This is a genomic window from Okeania sp. SIO1H4 (assembly GCF_010672695.1).
Lineage (GTDB): Bacteria > Cyanobacteriota > Cyanobacteriia > Cyanobacteriales > Microcoleaceae > Okeania > Okeania hirsuta.
The window spans coordinates 51,507-70,196 of record NZ_JAAHGB010000008.1 but is presented as its reverse complement, the minus strand read 5'-3'; the positions used below and the strand labels follow the sequence as shown (position 1 = coordinate 70,196).

Annotated in this window: 10 protein-coding genes; 7 read left to right on the top strand and 3 right to left on the bottom strand. The window is 38.1% G+C overall.

Features of this window, described 5'->3' with window-relative positions:
* The first annotated feature begins 2 nt into the window (after positions 1–2).
* From F6K06_RS09520 to F6K06_RS09490, 7 genes are all read left to right on the top strand, one after another.
* Positions 3–2,309, top strand: a complete 2,307-nt coding sequence (locus F6K06_RS09520) for a TOMM precursor leader peptide-binding protein (protein ID WP_287240020.1) — start codon at positions 3–5, stop codon at positions 2,307–2,309.
* Between the two features lie 1,020 nt (positions 2,310–3,329).
* Positions 3,330–3,557: a hypothetical protein gene (locus F6K06_RS09515; protein WP_124146312.1), complete on the top strand. Its 228-nt coding sequence runs from the start codon at positions 3,330–3,332 to the stop codon at positions 3,555–3,557.
* A gap of 159 nt (positions 3,558–3,716) precedes the next feature.
* Complete coding sequence (gene rnhA, locus F6K06_RS09510) at positions 3,717–4,187, top strand: ribonuclease HI (RefSeq protein WP_192901167.1); 471 nt, start codon at positions 3,717–3,719, stop codon at positions 4,185–4,187.
* A gap of 1,026 nt (positions 4,188–5,213) precedes the next feature.
* Positions 5,214–5,711, top strand: a complete 498-nt coding sequence (locus tag F6K06_RS09505) for a hypothetical protein (RefSeq protein WP_124146313.1) — start codon at positions 5,214–5,216, stop codon at positions 5,709–5,711.
* A 69-nt stretch (positions 5,712–5,780) separates the two neighbouring features.
* Positions 5,781–6,107 carry a hypothetical protein gene (locus F6K06_RS09500; protein ID WP_124146314.1) on the top strand — a complete coding sequence of 109 codons (327 nt, stop codon included), beginning with the start codon at positions 5,781–5,783 and terminating at the stop codon, positions 6,105–6,107.
* 454 nt (positions 6,108–6,561) lie between these two features.
* The gene (mgtE, locus tag F6K06_RS09495) at positions 6,562–7,968 is read left to right on the top strand and encodes a magnesium transporter (protein WP_124146315.1); all 1,407 of its coding nucleotides are present in this window, start codon (positions 6,562–6,564) and stop codon (positions 7,966–7,968) included.
* Positions 7,965–8,132 (top strand): hypothetical protein, encoded by a 168-nt coding sequence (locus F6K06_RS09490; protein ID WP_161564953.1) that lies wholly within the window; start codon positions 7,965–7,967, stop codon positions 8,130–8,132. The genes mgtE and F6K06_RS09490 overlap by 4 nt, the downstream gene beginning before the upstream one ends.
* 316 nt (positions 8,133–8,448) lie before the next feature.
* Here F6K06_RS09490 and hemC read toward each other — a convergent pair whose 3' ends face one another.
* The 3 genes from hemC to F6K06_RS09475 form a co-directional block, all read right to left on the bottom strand.
* On the bottom strand, positions 8,449–9,411 hold the full coding sequence (gene hemC, locus F6K06_RS09485; protein WP_124146316.1) for a hydroxymethylbilane synthase: 963 nt from the start codon (positions 9,409–9,411) through the stop codon (positions 8,449–8,451).
* Between the two features lie 312 nt (positions 9,412–9,723).
* Entirely contained in the window at positions 9,724–9,912 is a 189-nt protein-coding gene (locus F6K06_RS09480; protein WP_124147833.1) for a hypothetical protein, read from the bottom strand.
* Between the two features lie 462 nt (positions 9,913–10,374).
* Entirely contained in the window at positions 10,375–18,243 is a 7,869-nt protein-coding gene (locus tag F6K06_RS09475; protein ID WP_287323226.1) for a CHAT domain-containing protein, read from the bottom strand.
* Positions 18,244–18,690: the final 447 nt, after the last annotated feature.

Here is an 18,690-nt window from a genome sequence, read left to right as displayed (position 1 = left end):
ATATGCTCAATCAACCTAGTTTTAATCCTGCTTACTTAATTGAAACTCTCGAACCAGATACGGTATTTTTCATATCTGAAAGAGAATCTGTCTGTTTACAAGACCCACTTTATTATCGTTTAGTTCAGTTAATTGATGGTAAACGTAATGTTGATGAAATTATTGATATTCTGCAATTAGAAATTATACAATACCAAGAATTAACACCAGAAAATCCTAATTTTTTCCAAGATATTCTGAATTTCAGTATTAAAATTCAACAAGCTCTGTTTCAATTAAACAAACAAGGGTATCTATTAGAAAATAATGAATTATTACCGTCTAATTTAGCTATTTTTTGTCATCATATTCAGATTTCTCAGTCTCAAGCTTATAATCAATTACAATCGACTAAAGTTACTGTCAAAACATTAGGTTCAGTAACAGATAAAGATTTTATTTCCCTGTTAAAATCTTTTCAGATTCAAGTGGCTGATTCAGGAGATTTAACGATTATTTTGACTGACGATTATCTCCATCCTAACTTAGATGAATTTAACAAACAGACTTTAGCTTCTCAAACTCCTTGGATGTTAATCAAACCATTAGGAACTATTGCTTGGATCGGACCTTTATTTCAACCCGATCAAACAGGATGTTGGGATTGTTTTGCACAGCGTTGGCGAGATAATCGACCGATTGAAGAGTTCATTAATAGAAAGAAAGAGGAAGCAAAACTTTTAACTTCCCCCCTGGGTTTTTCTCAGGCAACAATCCAAACAACTTTAACCATAGCAGCAACAGAAATTTTTAAATGGATTATCCAAAAAGGCAATCCTAGATTAGCAGGAAATCTGATTACTTATGACCATCTAACTCTACAAACTCAAAACCACATTTTAGTTAAACGCCCTCAATGTCCTAGCTGCGGAAAAGTCTTTAATAAACAACCTTTACCTGTAGTTTTAGGGCATCGAAAAAAAAGCTTCACTGCCGATGGAGGACATCGTTTTTTTTCTCCTGAAGAAACTTTGAGAAAGTATCAATATCATATTAGTCCCATTACGGGTGTGGTGCGAGAATTAGCTAAAATTCCCAGTCAAGGATTACTTCATACTTATGTTGCTAGACATCATTTTCGTAATGTTTTTGACGATTTAGATGGCTTGCGTAAAAATCTGGGAGGAAAAAGTTCGGGGAAAGGAAGAACTGATATTCAAGCAAGAGCAAGTGGCTTTTGTGAGGCGATAGAACGTTATTCTGGGGTATTTCAAGGAGATGAAATTAGGGAGCAAGGGAGTTATGAAAAGTTGGTAGAAAAAGCTATTCATCCAAATCAGTGCATGATTTTTAGTGAGGAACAATACCAAAATCGAAAAGAGTGGAATGTTGAGTGTAAAGGGTGGTTTCAAAAAGTACCAGAACCCTTTGATGAAACTAGAGTAATTGATTGGACTCCTGTATGGTCTTTAACTGCTCAAGAGTTTAAATATTTACCTACTTCTTACTGTTACTATGGATCTCCTGAATCTGATTCTTCTGATTTCTTAGATTGTTGGGCTGATTCTAATGGTTGTGCGGCAGGAAATACGATAGAGGAAGCAATTTTACAAGGGTTTATGGAGTTAGTAGAACGGGATTGTGTGGCTTTATGGTGGTACAATCGTTTATCAAAACCTCAAGTATATTTAGACAGTTTTAAACAACCTTATTTTCAGCAGTTAAAACAATATTATCAAAGTCTGAATCGGGATTTATGGGTGTTAGATATTACGAGCGATTTGAATATTCCTTGTTTTGCTGCTATTAGTTCTAGAAATGATAGAGAAGTAGAAGATATTATATTAGGATATGGGGCACATTTCGACCCAGAAATAGCTATTAGTCGGGCGTTAACTGAGGCGAATCAAATATTACCTAATGTACTATCTTTTAGGGATGATGGAACAACGAATTATCCCCCTTCTGCTGATATATTAGCACTTAAATGGTGGCAAACTGCAACTTTAATCAATCAACCTTATCTAGTTCCTAATAATCAAATTATGTCGAAAAAAAGTAACGATTATTTTCAATTAGCTAGTGACGATCTATTAGAAGATGTTAAATTGTGTCAGCAAATTGTTGAGAAAAATGACATGGAACTGTTAGTATTAGACCAGACTCGTAGTGATATTGGGTTGAGGGTAGTTAAGGTGATTGTTCCAGGGATGCGTCATATGTGGAAGCGATTAGGGTTAGGAAGATTGTATGATGTTCCTGTAAAAATGGGATATTTGAAAGAGTCTTTAACGGAAGAACAATTAAATCCTTTTCCCATGTGGATGTAAATTTTTAGTAATATCATGTCCGATTGAATACTTATCAATAATCAGGGAAGAGTCAGGAGTTATATCATGTCTAGTTGAATACTTATCAATAACGACGGAGGAATCAAGAGTTAGGAATCAGGAGTCACGAGAGAAGAATAAGAAGAAGGAAGTTTTTTATCACTAATTGAACGGACATGATATAAGTTACTCTCATTAAGTTTTAGTAGAGTTAATGATCAAGAAAAATAATTAACAATTCTCTCTTTTTAAGGGGATGAAAATTAAAATATTCCTGATTTAAAGCTACTGATTTCACGGGATAGTCACTGATAACTGAAGTCTGCAGTTCTTCCGGAGGAAGCTAATATCAAATCCGGTTAAACAGCCATAGAATGGTTAAGTTAGGAGTCCTCAGGAGTCAGTCGGACCTCCTCAGGAGGAGAAAGAATTACAAAGATAAACGTAGTTATGGCGATTGAAGATTTTTTTTATGTCCAATTAAACGGATTTGATATAACTGATACCGTAGCTCCTCTATAAAGAGGCTAACTGATAACTGAATTGACTGCTGGGCTTAAAGATGGCCATAGGGGAAGTGAACTGAACTCTATTCTATCACCTATTCATGCAACAAATCCCTAGAAGCTTTAGAAAATAGACAAACTAAAATGACCGAAAACCTTAATATAATAAATATTTTAAAAACTATTCTGATAATACCTATAATGATAAGTGACATAATAGTATTTAAAATACCTGGAATAGGATTAATAATAATAAAGAATCTAATAAATTAGACTGAGTTTCTCAAGTTAATGAATCCAGGTAAGAACCAAGAATCAAACTGAAAATTTTCACCTAAAGATTTAGCCAAATCAATTTCACCAGATTTTTTTATATTTTCCTTTCCATTCAACCCAATCATTTTCAATATTCAATAACCTTGGCAACTTTTTCACAAAATTAAAAAAAGTTGGTGGGAAATTACTCAAATTTTTCCAGTAAAATTTAAACCTATTATAGCAAATTGATAAATGTTTGCTACAAATAGCTAGGGTATTTTTTAGGAGTCAACCCACCCCTAACCCCTCCCAGGAGGGGACCCAGGAGGGGAAGTCAGGAGGACCGAGTCAGAATGAATTGCTTCAATACCAATTTTTAGGTCATAAATTATCTTTTTCTCTTGGTGCGCTACCAGGTACTACTGGTGTCGTCGCGGGGTCGCACCGCTCTCTTGGTCGATTGGAGATGGCGCAGGTTTCCTAGCCATCCCACCCTACGGGAAGCTGCGCTAACGACCGCTTTGTCAAAGAGACATTTCCTGTACTTGTATTTTAGTCACACTTATATTACTTATTACTGTGCATGACTACCATTCCACTCTATGATTATCTATAAGAAATTACTTGGTAAAAAGGAATCAAAATGACAGAAAAAATCCCAGAAGTTACTATCTATACTGATGGTGCTTGTAGTGGCAATCCTGGTCCTGGTGGGTATGGTATAGTTATTATTACTGATAAACAGCGCCAAGAACTATCTGGTGGTTATAAGTTAACTACTAATAACCGCATGGAATTAATGGCAGCAATACTAGGACTTCAAACCCTAGAATCTGCCTGTGATGTTACTCTTTATACTGACTCTAAATATATAGTTGATGCCATTACTAAAGGTTGGGCAAAACGCTGGCGAGCTAATGATTGGAAACGGAATAAAAAAGATAAAGCAATGAATCCCGATCTATGGGAAAAATTATTAGATTTATGTAACCAACATCAAGTGGAATTTTTTTGGGTGCGCGGTCATTCTGGCAATATAGAAAATGAGCGATGTGATAAGTTAGCAGTGCAAGCATCACAACAACCGAATTTACCGCAAGACTCCGGTTATTAAAATATGACTGATGTAAGAGTGTGGGGAGTGCTCGCCCCAAACTCATCTTTCAACCTGCACCTTCTGCACCTTATATCAAATCCGGAAGCATTGGTGTAATTAGATTCATAGTGTGGAGAGATGTGAAGATAAAAAAAGATTTGGCAATGGCGCTGTTATGAAACATTTTTTTAGACCAAACCCGAGCGGATTTGATATTAGACATAAATTCTGGTACTCCCTGAATACCAAGATTTAACTGAAAGACAACACCAGCACCAGACTCCTCTGTTGTCAGGCGATCACCAAGTATTTAGTATTTTTTTCTTCTTTAAAAAACCGACTTTAAACCTTCATTATATAGAATCCGGTTATACAGTATATATTTATAGTTCTATCCATACTTCAACCTCCCCACCTCCCCACACTCTTTATCTCTGCCAACTATATAATAAGTATTCAACCGGATTTGATATTATTCGGCAAGATCAAATCTCATCAATCGGAAATTATTTGAAGTCTTGAGTAAGAAAATATCTCTGAGGTGAGAGATATTATTTTTCTGATTATCTATTTACATAATATTAACCTTTACGAGGAACATAAACTAGCCTATTATCTGAGTATTGGTACTGATTTTTTTCAAACAATAACTATTCAAAAAATGTCTGAAAGCTGATGATAAAAACTCTTATTATCTAGTTTTTTATTGAGAAACTAAGCCATGGACTACCAACTGCTAATTTCTGACGTATATAGATGAGCGATTGTTAAAGTTTTCAATTATAATTATTAATTTTATAGCTGATAAATAACTGTTATTTATCCATTGTGATTTTTTCGATCTATTGATAATAATATTAATTGTTGATTAATAGCGATTAACCTTGATATTACTTGTTTATTCTTCCACATTCGTGATTATTTATAAATAACTTGACATTTATTACTTTCCTTGTATAATTATTGAATTTCTCATAATCTGTGATCAAACTGTACAATATTTAGATCGATAAAGATATTAATGATTTTAATGTGAGGTAAAATATGAATAACAAACTAATTATTATCATATTTAGTATTATATTTTCTTTAATTAATCCTGGGGTTGCTCAGTCGCAAGAAGTATTACAAGAAATTAAACAAACTGGTGTACTGAAAGTCGGAATGAGAAAAGATGCGGCTCCTTTTGGTTATGTTTATGGTAGTAAATGGGAAGGAATTTGCATAGAATTAATGAATGGGTTTAAAAAAATTTTAGAAGAAAAATTAAACAGAAATATTAGTATAGAAAAATTAGAAATTCTTCTTGATGAAGAATCAGAAAAAGGTCGTCACCGCAGCGTAGCTAATAAGCGAGTTCATCTAGAATGTGGTCCTAATACTATTAGAAAAAATCCACCAACAGGAGTCATTTATTCCAAACGTTTCTTCACCACTGGTAAATATTTAATGATGAAGCCAGACAGAAGACTAACAGTTAATCCTGATGGATTTATGGAAGGAATTTTAATTGGAGTTCTCAATGATTCTCTGACAAAATAATTCATTGATAGTCGATACCAACTAGCAGACCAAAAGGTTTATCAAGGAGCGTCGGGAAGAGAAACTGCTGTGAAAGATGCTGTTGCAGGTACTATTGATGCTTTTGCTAGTGATGGTATTTTATTAGTAGGAGAAGCTTTCCGGAAAGGATTAAAGGAAACTCAATATTCAATAGAACCAAATCGACCACTTACCTGTATTTCATACAGCATGATTTTACCCGCCAATGATTCAGAGTGGGAAAAAACAGTCAATGAATATATTCGCGTTAAACTTTCCATTAGTCAAATTACAGATATTTTAACCAAATTAGCAGGAGCAACATCTCCATTGCTGATAAATGTAGTGGGTTATAGAACCCATTTGATCGCTATCTATTTATATAGTTATAGTTAAAGATAGGGAGTAGGGGAGTAGGGGAGATGGGAGAATTTTTCGGTAGTTGTGCATTTTCATGGGTCGTGCATTGTCATTATTTTTGTTACCAGAACAGTGGGAGCATCTTGCCCCCATGCCAGGCATTCCTTGTTCTTGTATACCATTACGCGACCAGGACTACCAATTTTTCTACCTTTTTCCCCTCTTCTCTAACTGAATCTCCTAACTTCTGACTCGGTCTTCCTAACTCCAGTAGCTAAAATCACATACCGCGTGCATAGATACCAAATGGGTTCTATAAAAAAACAGGAAGAAGAAATTAAGCCATCTTGCCTCTTGCTTCTTGCTTCTTCCTTACCTTTGCTATACAATACCGATGCTACCGGACATAATATGATTACCTGGTAACGAGCAAAAAGTTCATTTAGCCTCTAAACTAGATTCAGCAATCTATATATTAGGAGGGTTAGCTTTGACTGAAGATAATAACTATTCATCCCCTTCCATAGCTACTATTTCTCGTCAAGAATTACGGGAGTTAGTTCGATCACAACTTCAAGCTCTGTTAGAACAAGATAACTTATCTGGAGCTAAAGCGATGTTAGTTCCTGTACAACCAGCTGATATTGCCGAAGCGATCGAAGGTTTACCAGAAACAATGCAAGTCATCGCATTTCGCTTGCTTTCTAAACGTGAAGCGATCGAAGTTTATGAACAACTAGACTCCAGCGTACAACAGTCTCTGTGCGAAAAGTTCAAACGCCAAGAAGTTATAGATATCGTTGATAAAATGTCACCTGATGACCGTGCTAAACTATTTGAAGAATTGCCCGCAACCGTTGTCAGGCGTTTATTAGGTCAACTTAGCCCTGCTGAACGCCAAGCTACAGCGCAGCTTCTGGGTTACAACTCTGGAACAGCAGGACGGATAATGACTCCGGAATACATCTCCCTAAAAGAAGAATATACAGTTTCTCAAAGTTTAGAACGTATTCGCTCATTAGCTCACGTTACTGAAACAGTTTATTCTCTATATGTGACTGACACTAACCGTCATCTCACAGGTATTCTGTCATTGCGAGATTTAGTCACTTCTCAACTCAACCAAACCATCAGCGAAATTATGAGCCGTGATTTTGTCTGCGTGCAAACTGGTACTGACCAAGAAGAAGTTGCTCGTATTATTCAGCGTTACGACTTTTTGGCAATACCAGTAGTAGATAGCGAACAACGACTCGTGGGTATCATTACCATTGATGATGTTCTCGATATTTTGGAACAGGAAACTACCGAAGATATTTATGCTCTAGGTGGCGTACAGTCTGAAGGTGATAACTATTTCCAGGTAAATCTATTTACTGCTGCTCGCAGAAGAGTGGTCTGGTTATTTGTGTTACTGCTGACAAATAGTGTGACGGGTGGAATTATTACAGCGCAAGAAGATATTCTGAAAAAAGTAGTTGCCTTAGCAGCATTTATTCCATTGTTGACTGGTACTGGAGGGAATGTGGGAGCGCAATCTTCCACTGTTGTGATTAGAGGTATGAATACCGATGAAATTTGGAAAATAGGGCCATTTAAAGTGATTCTGCGTGAAGCTGCTGCTGGCGCAATACTTGGGAGTGTTCTCGGTTTGTTAGCAACAGTTTGGGCTTTCCTGTTTATTGTCAATGGTAATTTAGAAGTGTCAGTGACAGTGGGTGTAAGTTTGCTGGCAATCTCAATTTTGGCTTCTGTTGCTGGTTCGTCTTTGCCATTCCTGTTTCGTTCATTTGGGTTAGACCCCGCCTTAATGTCAGCACCGTTTATTACTACTGCTGTAGATGTTCTCGGTGTTTTGATTTATTTCAACTTGGCACGAGTAATTCTACAAATATGAAAAAGTGTCGGGGCGGGTTTCAAGGTTGGGCAAAAATTGTTATACCTAGCTATTTATATTTAATATCATGTCCGGTAGCATCAGTATTGTATAGCGAAGCTAAGGAAGAAGGAAGAGGGAAGAGAAAAGAGGGAGGAAGACTATTGAGCAAGAAAAAAACCTAAATTTCCTGTAGATATTCACTCTTGGGTTTACACAAACAATACCAATGGACATGATATAAAACCCGCCATGACAAATTTTAAATATATTATGCTGCCACGGTTCATATATCAGAACTTACGCAAGTACGCTATATATAGTTTTTAATAACTATGATATGTCTGTATTTAGTTAGTAAATTTGACCAGTGCCGTAAAACTATGTTATACTGTGGCCAGATAACTTTTGTTGGGCTACACGATCACGTCATCAACAAAACATTTAAGACTGAAGAATCCCGCGTTGTCGCGTAAGCGCAACGTCGGGAGTATATCAAAACTAACTACGGTCAATTTCTGCCAAAATTTTATCTAAGATTTCTTGGGCACCTTGTTTTCTCAATTTTTGAGCTAATTCAATACCTATTTGTTCTGCATCAGAGGCAGCACCAGTAACAATATCCTTAACTAATTTCTGACCATCTAAACTAGCAACAATGCCAGTTAAAGTCAGTTGTTCCTCTTCTATTTTAGTATTGACACCAATCGGAACTTGACACCCACCTTCCAACTCTCTCAAAAAAGCACGTTCGGCATAACATCTTTGAGCCGTGGAAGTATGTTCCAGACTCTTCAATATATCAAGAATATCATTATCTCCGTCACGACATTCTATTCCTAAAGCACCTTGCCCAACTGCATGAAGAGAAACTTCTGGCGGTATAACCTGATGAATGCGATCGCCCATACCCAATCTATGCAAACCAGCAAAAGCTAAAACTAGGGCATCATACTCTCCAGCATCTAATTTTGCTAATCTAGTATTGAGATTACCACGAACATCCTTAAATTCAAAATAGGGGTAATGGTGGCGGAGTTGTGCCAAACGTCTCAAGGAAGATGTACCAATAACAGCACCTTCTGGCAAAGCTTCAAGTTGTTTATCTTTAAACTTTTCATGGACGACTAGAGCATCTGCTGGGTTTTCCCGTTCGGTAACACAACCTAAAACTAGACCTTCTGGAAGATTTGTAGGTAAGTCTTTGAGAGAATGAACTGCTAAGTCAGTTTCGTTTTGCAGCATTCCCAACTCTAGTTCCTTGGTAAAAAGTCCTTTGTCCCCAATTTTTGCTAAGGCCACATCCAGAATTTTGTCCCCCTGAGTAGACATGGTGTGGACTTCAAATGTGATATCTGGGAAATTTTTCTGGAGTTCTTCTTGTACCCAATAAGTTTGAACTAAAGCGAGTTGACTTTTGCGGGAACCGATCCGAACGGTACGAGTAGGGGCAGATACTGTCATATCTTAATAATTTCGAGTAAATAATTGTGGTCATTCTTTCTATAATACCGTAAAAAGGGGCCTAATATAGCGCTACGCGCAAGTCAGAAGTCAAAAGTTAAAAGTTAAAGCAGTTAATTCTGGCTCAAAAAATTTATTGCTGGCTCAGTTGCAGTTAATTCTGGCTCAAGTATAAATCTAGTTGCAATTAATCCTGGCTGAAAAAGTTCCTTATTGCTGGCAACTACAACTAATTATCCAAAGCTTCGCTAACGTTGAACTGGGTTTATGCCATACCAGGAGAAGGTTTTATACCATTTTGAAAAAAGAATGTTACGAATAGTAAGAGGGATAAAAATAATTTTCAGGAGACATCCCTTTGACAAAAAAGATGATTTCCAACCTAAAAAGTGGTATTGAAGCCATTCCCATACGACTCCTGACTCCTGACTTCCCCTCCTGGGAGGGGGAGGGGCGAGGGGTGGGTTGACTCCTAAAAAATCCCCTAGTTATTTGTAGCAAACATTTATCAAAATGGTATTAGCCTTTTCATTTTGGTAATTTTTTTGTTTGACTTTTTAATCAAAGGTGGTGCGTATATTTGGGGGTCTGAAAGCCTTGTTCTGTCGTGGTTCTAAAACGTAGCTCCCCACCGCTTGGGTTAATGCGGATTAGTTGGAAACAAACGCCCCAGGTAGTTTAATCTATCTGGGTTTTTTATTTTTTGAAATTTTCCGAGTTGCGATCGCAAAGTAGAATGGACTTTAGTTGTCCTGCTCCCGTAATATCAAGTTGCACTGATTAACCACAATATAAAAAGATGAAAAAGATGGCATACTCGTCAAGAGTAATCTTAAGATGACTTAAACTATTAGCCAAGGATTTCAATCCTTGGCGAGCTTGGCGATCCATGTCACCCGCTTCCCTAAATTCCCCTCCTAGGAGGAGTTAGGGGTGGGTCCCACACTCCCCATCTACCAAAGACTACCACGGACTACCAATCATCATAAACCCTGCCCAATAATAGGGATGAGATAAATTTTGATTTTCAAACTTTCCTAACTCTGATGGTAATACCACTGCACCACGAGCTGCTGTCCCCCTTAATTGACCCTCTGCAATAACTACTTCTCCTCGTAACATTGCTAACTGTGCTTGTCGTAAAGCTTCTGCTTTTATCTTGGCATTATTTAGTTGGGTGTAAAATTCTGTCATCAATCCTAATGTGCCTTCATCACTCACATACCAGACACTAGCTAAGGCAGACTTTGCTCCTGCTGCTACTGCTAACCCCGCAAAACCTAACTCAGCATTTTTGTCACCAACGGCAGTGCGACAAGCTGACAATACTAATAATTCTACTGGTGGATCGTTCCAACCTAACTGTCGCATTTGACCTAGATGTAGTTGTTCGTCACCCCACAGTTGAATATAGGAATTACTGGCAGCACCTGGTCGGAATTCTGCATGAGTAGCTAGGTGAATGATGGGATAGGGATAATTTTGTCGTTGGGTTAGCAGGTTATTACGGGTGAAGTCTTGGTTGAGGAACTGACTACCTTGCCACAATTGTTGGGAAATTGTTTTTAATTCTACTGGCACTGCTGGTAAGGAATTTTGTTCGATAAACTCACTTGCTCCCATTGCTAATACTCGGGTATCTTGAATTGGGCGGTAGTTGGTATCCATTAAACTGATACTGGGAATTAAACTGAGGCTATATTTTTCGACGAGGAATTGTTGACCATCGTGTAATGCTGCTACAGGTAAAGTCCGTAGACCTTCATCCATGCTAAATAACAGGGTATCGATATTAGCAGCTTCTAATTCTGCTGATATGGGTGCAATGAGCCAATTGTACAATTTTTGTGCTGGTGGCAAGTAGCTTTGAGTATTACGACGGGAGGGAGTTGTGACTTGAAATCGTAATTGTAGGACAACTTCCATGAGTTGTTGGCGATTAGCTGCCGGAACAGTTTTGAGGATGGGGTCGCTATCTGGTGTGTATAATACCAGTTGCAGTTCTTCTGGGTAAGCTGTGACATAGATAATTGCTGAATTTTTGCCTGTTTCACGGGCGATGTCTGTCAGCACTTCCCGGATATTTTTTATGGATGTATTTTGAGTTGATAGGTCTTCTCCAAAGTGGTCGGTAAATTCATTATTCCGGTTTTGCTCCAAGGCAGTTAAAGTTTGAGAGTTAGCAGCAACAGTTAGGGGGGTGTTGTTGAGAATATTGATGTTTTTTAAAATAGTTTTGGTGTCGGTGTTGATATTAATTTGTTGGCGATCGCTCTTTTTGTTTGGCAGATTAGGATTATTGGTTGTGCTGATGGTACTGTTACTCTGTATTGACTGGGTAATGTTAGTGGCGTTCAGATTTGAGATGGGGTTGTTAGATTGTAAAATGTTATTTGTGGGGATGGTTGGAGTTGTTGTTGGTTGCACAAGGTTTGATTCTGCTGGAATGCTTGGTTTTTCTGATATTTGAGGTAATTGTTGTGGCAAAGTATTGTCTATTGGTGTTGATGGAGGTGGGCTAATTTGAATGATTTCACCAGTATTAAGTTCTCCTCCTGGTAGGTTAATAATACTTGTTGTATCACCTATTGCTATTTGGTCTCCAGTCGTAATATTACCAACTGCTTGATTATTAATACTGGCATTACCTTGGTTTATTACCGCTATTTGGTCTCCAGTCGTAATATTACCAACTGCTTGATTATTAATACTGGCATTACCTTGGTTTGTTACCGCTGTTTGGTCTCCAGTCGTAATATTACCAACTGCTTGATTATTAATACTGGCATTACCTTGGTTTGTTACCGCTGTTTGGTCTCCAGTCGTAATATTACCAACTGCTTGATTATTAATATTGGCATCACCCTGTTGAGTGGTAGCAGTTTGGTCTCCAGTCGTAATATTACCAACTGCTTGATTATTAATATTGGCATCACCCTGTTGAGTGGTAGCAGTTTGGTCTCCAGTCGTAATATTACCAACTGCTTGGTTATTAATATTACTATCACCAGTAGCACTATCAACAGTTTGGTCTCCAGTCTCAATATCTTCCCCTGCCTGAACATCAATACCTCCAGCATTTCCAGACTCAGAAAGAGATTGCAAATCTTCAGTAGTGACCGAGCCATCAGGAGCAATAATTTCAACTTGTCCAGCCGCTTCTCCCCCTTCAGTGCTAACATTTGCAGTTCTAATATCCCCTTGAGTGCTAAAAGTATTCAGAGTAATATTACCACTGGTGCCATTGGGAGCGCGGGTCTGAATAGTTCCGGTATTAATACTACCGCTATTACTTGCAATACTTACATCTCCACTACCTGCATTACCAAAAGATGCTACGTTATTAATATTGACAACACCACTAGCATTCAATTCAATCTGACCCCCAGTACCATCGTCAGCAGTAGAATAAGTAGCAATATGATTAATATTTAAGTCACCATTATTCACAGTTTCGATAGATATTCGATCGCCTGTACCGTTAATAGCAGTGGAAAAAATTACACCCGTGTTAATATTACCGTCATAGTTAGTAATACTAACAGCTCCACTACTTTCCCCCCCAAAAGAACTAATATTGCTAGTGGTAATATCTCCTTGACCCCGCTGAATAATTACAATATTGCCTCCAGTACCCTCTGGAGCGTAAGAACTCAGGTTAGCGCGTTCCTGTTCAAAGATAGTCGCCACATTTTCTGAAGATACATCAGCATCAGTAGGAATATTTGCCTCTTCACCTAAAAATCCAGCAGTGGTGTCAATATTTCCATTAATTGTTTCCAAAGTAATATTACCACCTCTTGCTCCCGCACCGCTAAAGCTTTCGATCAAACCAGTACTAATATCTCCTGTTGCACTGAGAGTAATATTTCCACCTTCCCCTGTTTGAGAACTAGAGACTAATTCGCCAATACTTGCATCTATTGCGCCATCTGCAGTAATAGATATATTTCCACCTTTACCACTACCTCCAGCAAATGATTCAATAGTTCCTACTTGGATATTGCCGTTCACTGTAATAGTCACATTTCCAGCATTTCCTGATTCGGAAAAAGAAGATAATTCACCACCTGTTGTATCAACATTTCCGCTTGTACTTTCGAGAGTAATATTGCCACCTAGACCACTACCTTTGGAACTAGAGTTAGTCTCACCTATTGTTAAATTGCCACTACTGGTAATAGTCACATCTCCAGCATTTCCTGATTCGGAAAAAGAAGATAATTCACCACTTGTTGTCTCAATATTTCCCCCAGTACTTTTAAGGGTAATTTTGCCGCCCTGACCGCTACCTTTGGAACGAGAGTCAATATCACTTGTTGTCAAATTGCCACTACTGGTAATACTCACACCTCCAGCATCTCCTAATTCTGAAAAAGAAAATAATCTACCCTGACTGGAATCAAAATTTCCGGTGAGACTTTCGAGGGTAATTTTGCCACCTTGACCATCACCGTCTGAACGAGAGTCAATATCACCTGTAGTCAAATTGCCATTACTGGTAATAGTCACATCTCCAGCATTTCCTAATTCTGAAAAAGAAGATATGCCGCGATCGCCATTAGTTGTATCAATATTTCCATCTGTACTTTCGAGAGTAATATTACCACCCCGACCATTAACATCTGAACGGGAGTTAATATCACTTATTGTTAAATTGCCACGACTTTTAATAGTTACACTACCACCATTACCAGAAGTGGCAAAGCTATTTATTTCTTCTGTAGTAGTTACTGCACCTTCCATACTTTCAATGCGGATATTACCACTGCTGCGCTGATTTATTTCTGTTTCTGTTAGGGGTGTAATATCACCATTATCTTCAGGGTTACTTGCTTGGGGGTCGCCTGCGGTAGAAAGTATTTTAGCTGTAGTAATTTCACCCTTAGCTTCCAGAGTAATATTACCACCTAAACCTTCTCGAGAAAATGACTCTAACTTAGATCGATCATTAGTTCCTGCGGTAGTATCAATAGTTCCTCCTGCTTTCAGGGTAATATCTCCCCCATTACTACTACCACTCTCGTTTTGAGATGAATCTTCTGAATCTTCCAATTCATCTGTTCCTCGACCTGCAAAAGAAAGGATACTTCCTGTTGTAATATTGCCCTGACTGGTAAGACTCACTGTTCCCGCATCACCCCTACGGGAAGAAGATCTGACTTCAGCAGCACTGGTATCAATATTTCCGGCAAGACTTTTGAGAGTAATATTGCCACCTTGACCATTAGTTGAGCGGGAATCAATATTACCTGTAATCAAATTGCCATTACTTGTGATGGTAACATTTCCAGCATTTCCCTCCTCAGAATCAGCAAATATTCCTGCTACATCTTGGTCTGTTCCCAAGGTTTCAATACTACCACCTATACTTTCAATACTAATGTTTCCACCCTGACCTCCTTGTGTCTGGGAATCAATATTACCTGTATTAATATTGCCCTGACTTTTGATAGTTACACTTCCAGCATTTCCAGTTTCTGACAGAGAAGCTATGTTACCAAGACTGGTGTCAACATTTCCAGTTGTACTTTCTAGGTTAATATTTCCACCCTTACCATTCAGTGAAGTGGAGTCAATATTACCTGTGGTCAACTTCCCATTATTCTTGATGGTAATGTTTCCTGCATCTCCATTAATAGAAGCAGAAAATATTCCTGCTGTTTCTGTGCCAGTTCCAATAGTATCAATCGTACCACCTATACTTTCAATAGTTATATCTCCACCTTCACCACCACCTGTCCTTGATTCAATACTTTCAGTATTAATATCTCCAAAAGCTTTGATAGTAAGATCTCCAGCATTTCCTGCTTCGCCAACAGTATCTATTTCTGCTGTGATAGTTACTGCCCCTTCTTTACTTTCAATAGTAATATCACCACTGTTGCTACTATTTATTTCTGTCTGTATTTTTGTAGGGTTATTATCTACAGAGTTACCTACATCAGGGTCTCCAGCAGTGGAAAAAACTTCCCCCGTAGTAATATCGCCTTTGCTGGTAATGCTGATACTACCTCCACCCCCTAAACGAGAAAATGATTCGATAGTTCCTTTGCTAGTATCAATAAAACCTTCTGCTTTCAGGGTAATATCTCCCCCACTACCGTTTGTATTCTGAGTTTTATTTGAGTCAGTGTTATCTGTCTCGAATGGTGATAAATTTGCTAAGTCTCCCTCTATATCTAATGGATCGCCTGCGGAAGAAAAGATATCTGCTGTTTTGATGTCGCCATTACTGGTAATGCTGACATTTCCCCCATTTCCCCTAACGGAAAAAGATGCTAATTCTTCACTACTGGTATCAACATTACCACCTGTAGTTTTTAGAGTAATATTCCCACCATTACCACTACCATCTGAACGAGAGTCAATATAACCAGTTTTGATATTGCCCTGACTGGTGATGGAAACATTCCCACCATCTCCTTGAGAAGATGCCGAAAATATATTGCCCGCAGTCGTATTAGTTTCACCATCACTATTTATAGTAACATTGCCTCCCCTACCACTACCATTTGAACTAGAGTCAATATGACCAGTTTCGATATTACCCTGACTGGTGATAGAAACATTCCCACCATCTCCTTGAGAAGATGCCGAAAATATATTGCCCACAGTTGTATCAGTTTCACCACCACTATTTATAGTGACATTCCCTCCTCTATCATTACCCATGGTAGAAGCATTAATATCTCCTATTTGAATATTGCCATCAGCAGTGAGCGAAATATCGCCACCTGTAATTGATTCAGAATTTGACTTAAGTGTGGTTTGAGTAGTATCAATATTCCCAGTACTAGAAATAGTAATTGTTCCTGGTTGCCTGTCAGGAACTGATGTAACTACCTCTTCAATTGCAGTAAAATTCCCATCAATATTTAGTTCAATATTACCGCCACCTCTAGTAGAAATTCCTGTTAATTCTTCGCTAACTCCACCAATAGTTAAATTACTGATTGAATTAATAAATACTCCTTGTTCCCCTGTCAATACTTCTAAGTTATTTACATCTATTCGCAAAGGTGTTTCAGCTAAACCTATGCCACCAGAATTTTGAGTTCTAAATATTGCTCTATCGGCAGTAATTAAAGAGTTAGGAGAAACTTGTCTAATATTCCCCTGGTTAGCATTAATTGATAGTTGACCAGTAGTAGTTAAATTAGCTAAATTTATATCGCCATTTGTACCTGAATTTCCTAGTCTAATTGTAATATCGCCATTACCAGAATTTAATGTTGTACCTTCTCTTTGATTAATCGAACCTGCTCCTTGGTCGCGATTATTAATATCTGCACTATTGTCGTTACCAAATAGAGAAATATTGTTATTACCTTGAGATGTATCTATATCTGCATTGATATTTATATTTCGCCCAGCTTTTAATTCTACTGATTCTGAAGTTTCTATTCTTTCATTAACAGTTATATCATTATCAGCTTGAAGAGTTATTTTACCTTCTAATTCTTCTAAAGAAAGTGTGACGTTATCAGCTTCATTTTGTTCCGGTGACTCGTTGCTATTTTCTGACTCTCCTATAATTATATTTTTAGGGTCAAATAATATTGTTCCTGCTTCTCCAAATGCTGCCGTAACATTAACACTTCCATCAAATATTAATTCTTCTTTTCCAGAGATTTCAACAAATCCTCCATCCCCCAAAAAATCTCCGCCTTTAGCACTAATACTACCGGAAAAATTAGTCGTATTATCCGACCAAATTATGACTTTACCGCCTTCTCCATTATTAATAGCATCGGCAGAAATAATTGAGTTATTGTTAACAAAATTTTGCTGAGAATTGGGAACAATTCCATTACCTTGAAAGTCACCTCCGATTAATATTGTGCCCCCTCCATTTAAACCATTGGCATTAATGTTGGCATCGATAACTGCTACGCGATCGCCCAACACATTCACCTGTCCCCCAACACTTCCATTCGTCGAGGTATCTGATACATCAATATTTCCAGAGGCGATCGCTACTCCTGCTGTATCGGTCAATTCCAAATTACCCTGAGCATTTATAACCACAGATGAGGCATGATGTATGTCACCACCTGTCAATAATTCTGGTAATAATATCGGTGTAATTGACTGTCCTGATAAATTATTAGAAGTAGGTGATACATCTAAACTCAACAAATGGCCTAGTTGAGATATTCTCAATGTATCTCCACCATTAACTGCAGCGATGGTGATATTACCACCTGCGGTAGATAGTTCACCTGTGTTAATAACTGTGCCACCTGCTAAAGTTAAGTCTTTTCCAGGATTTAAACTTAAATTTCCTTCGTTAACTATTGCGCCTGGGTTTGAGACATTAAAATTGTAGCCACTGGGGTCGCCTACTAAGTTCGAGTAATCATTTGTTCCTATTGCCTGAAACCAGAAATTATTACTGTTGAAACCTATACCTGTGGCAGTAGTAACGCTGAAGGAAGCAGGAATATTGAGACTGGCATTTTGGCCGAACATGATTCCGGCAGGGTTCACTAAGAAAAGGTTGGAATTACCGCCTATAACTTGAATTAAGCCATTAATTCTAGAAGGGTCTCCACCTGTAATTCTGCCAAGAATATTACGGGTGTTTGGGGTGGAGATGAAGTTTGCTGTTTGACCGGAGTTGAGGTTAAATTTACCAAAGCTGTGAAAGAGGTTAGTGCCGTTATGAGTACCGCCTTGAATATTAAATTGGTTGCCATTTTGATTTACGGTAGTTCCTGTACCGTCATTTGCCGGAGTAATAGGTTGACTATAAGCAGGAAGAGCTACTGTTCCCAATAGAGACACGAAGCTCATCAGAGGACAAAGATGTAATGTGATTAGTTTCATGTTGTGGACTGAGAGTTAATGGTAAAACTCACAAATGTAATGATGATTAACTCCAGTATATCTTTTCTCAAATTGGTACACCTCACTAATAATGCGGAAGGGAGATTGGGAGAGTAGGACCCACCCCTCGCCCCTCCCAGGAGGGGAATGTGGGGAGATAGGGAGTGTGGGGAGAGGTTTATAGTCGCAACGCCAGAAAAATCGAATGGCGCACTCATTCGTTATTCACTTTTAGCCACCTCTGTGATTATTTAGGGCTTGCTGATTAACTATCAAAGCCCAGAAATGTAAAGGTTTCAGTATTATTGGGNAGTTCATTTCTATCTAAGCCCTAAATAGAGAATATTTGGCTTCACTCAATACTTGACACCAATCATTGTACTCCTCAATATTTTTCTCTGGCGACAATGAATTAGCCCTGCCTGATTAAGGGGGGTTAGGGGGGAT

Bases quoted from the DNA above. Each gene is read 5' to 3' on its own strand.
- F6K06_RS09520 (WP_287240020.1), top strand. From the start codon at position 3: ATGCTCAATCAACCTAGTTTTAATCCTGCTTACTTAATTGAAACTCTC.
- rnhA (WP_192901167.1), top strand. From the start codon at position 3,717: ATGACAGAAAAAATCCCAGAAGTTACTATCTATACTGATGGTGCTTGT.
- F6K06_RS09505 (WP_124146313.1), top strand. From the start codon at position 5,214: ATGAATAACAAACTAATTATTATCATATTTAGTATTATATTTTCTTTA.
- F6K06_RS09490 (WP_161564953.1), top strand. From the start codon at position 7,965: ATGAAAAAGTGTCGGGGCGGGTTTCAAGGTTGGGCAAAAATTGTTATA.
- hemC (WP_124146316.1), bottom strand. From the start codon at position 9,411: ATGACAGTATCTGCCCCTACTCGTACCGTTCGGATCGGTTCCCGCAAA.
- F6K06_RS09475 (WP_287323226.1), bottom strand. From the start codon at position 18,243: ATGAAACTAATCACATTACATCTTTGTCCTCTGATGAGCTTCGTGTCT.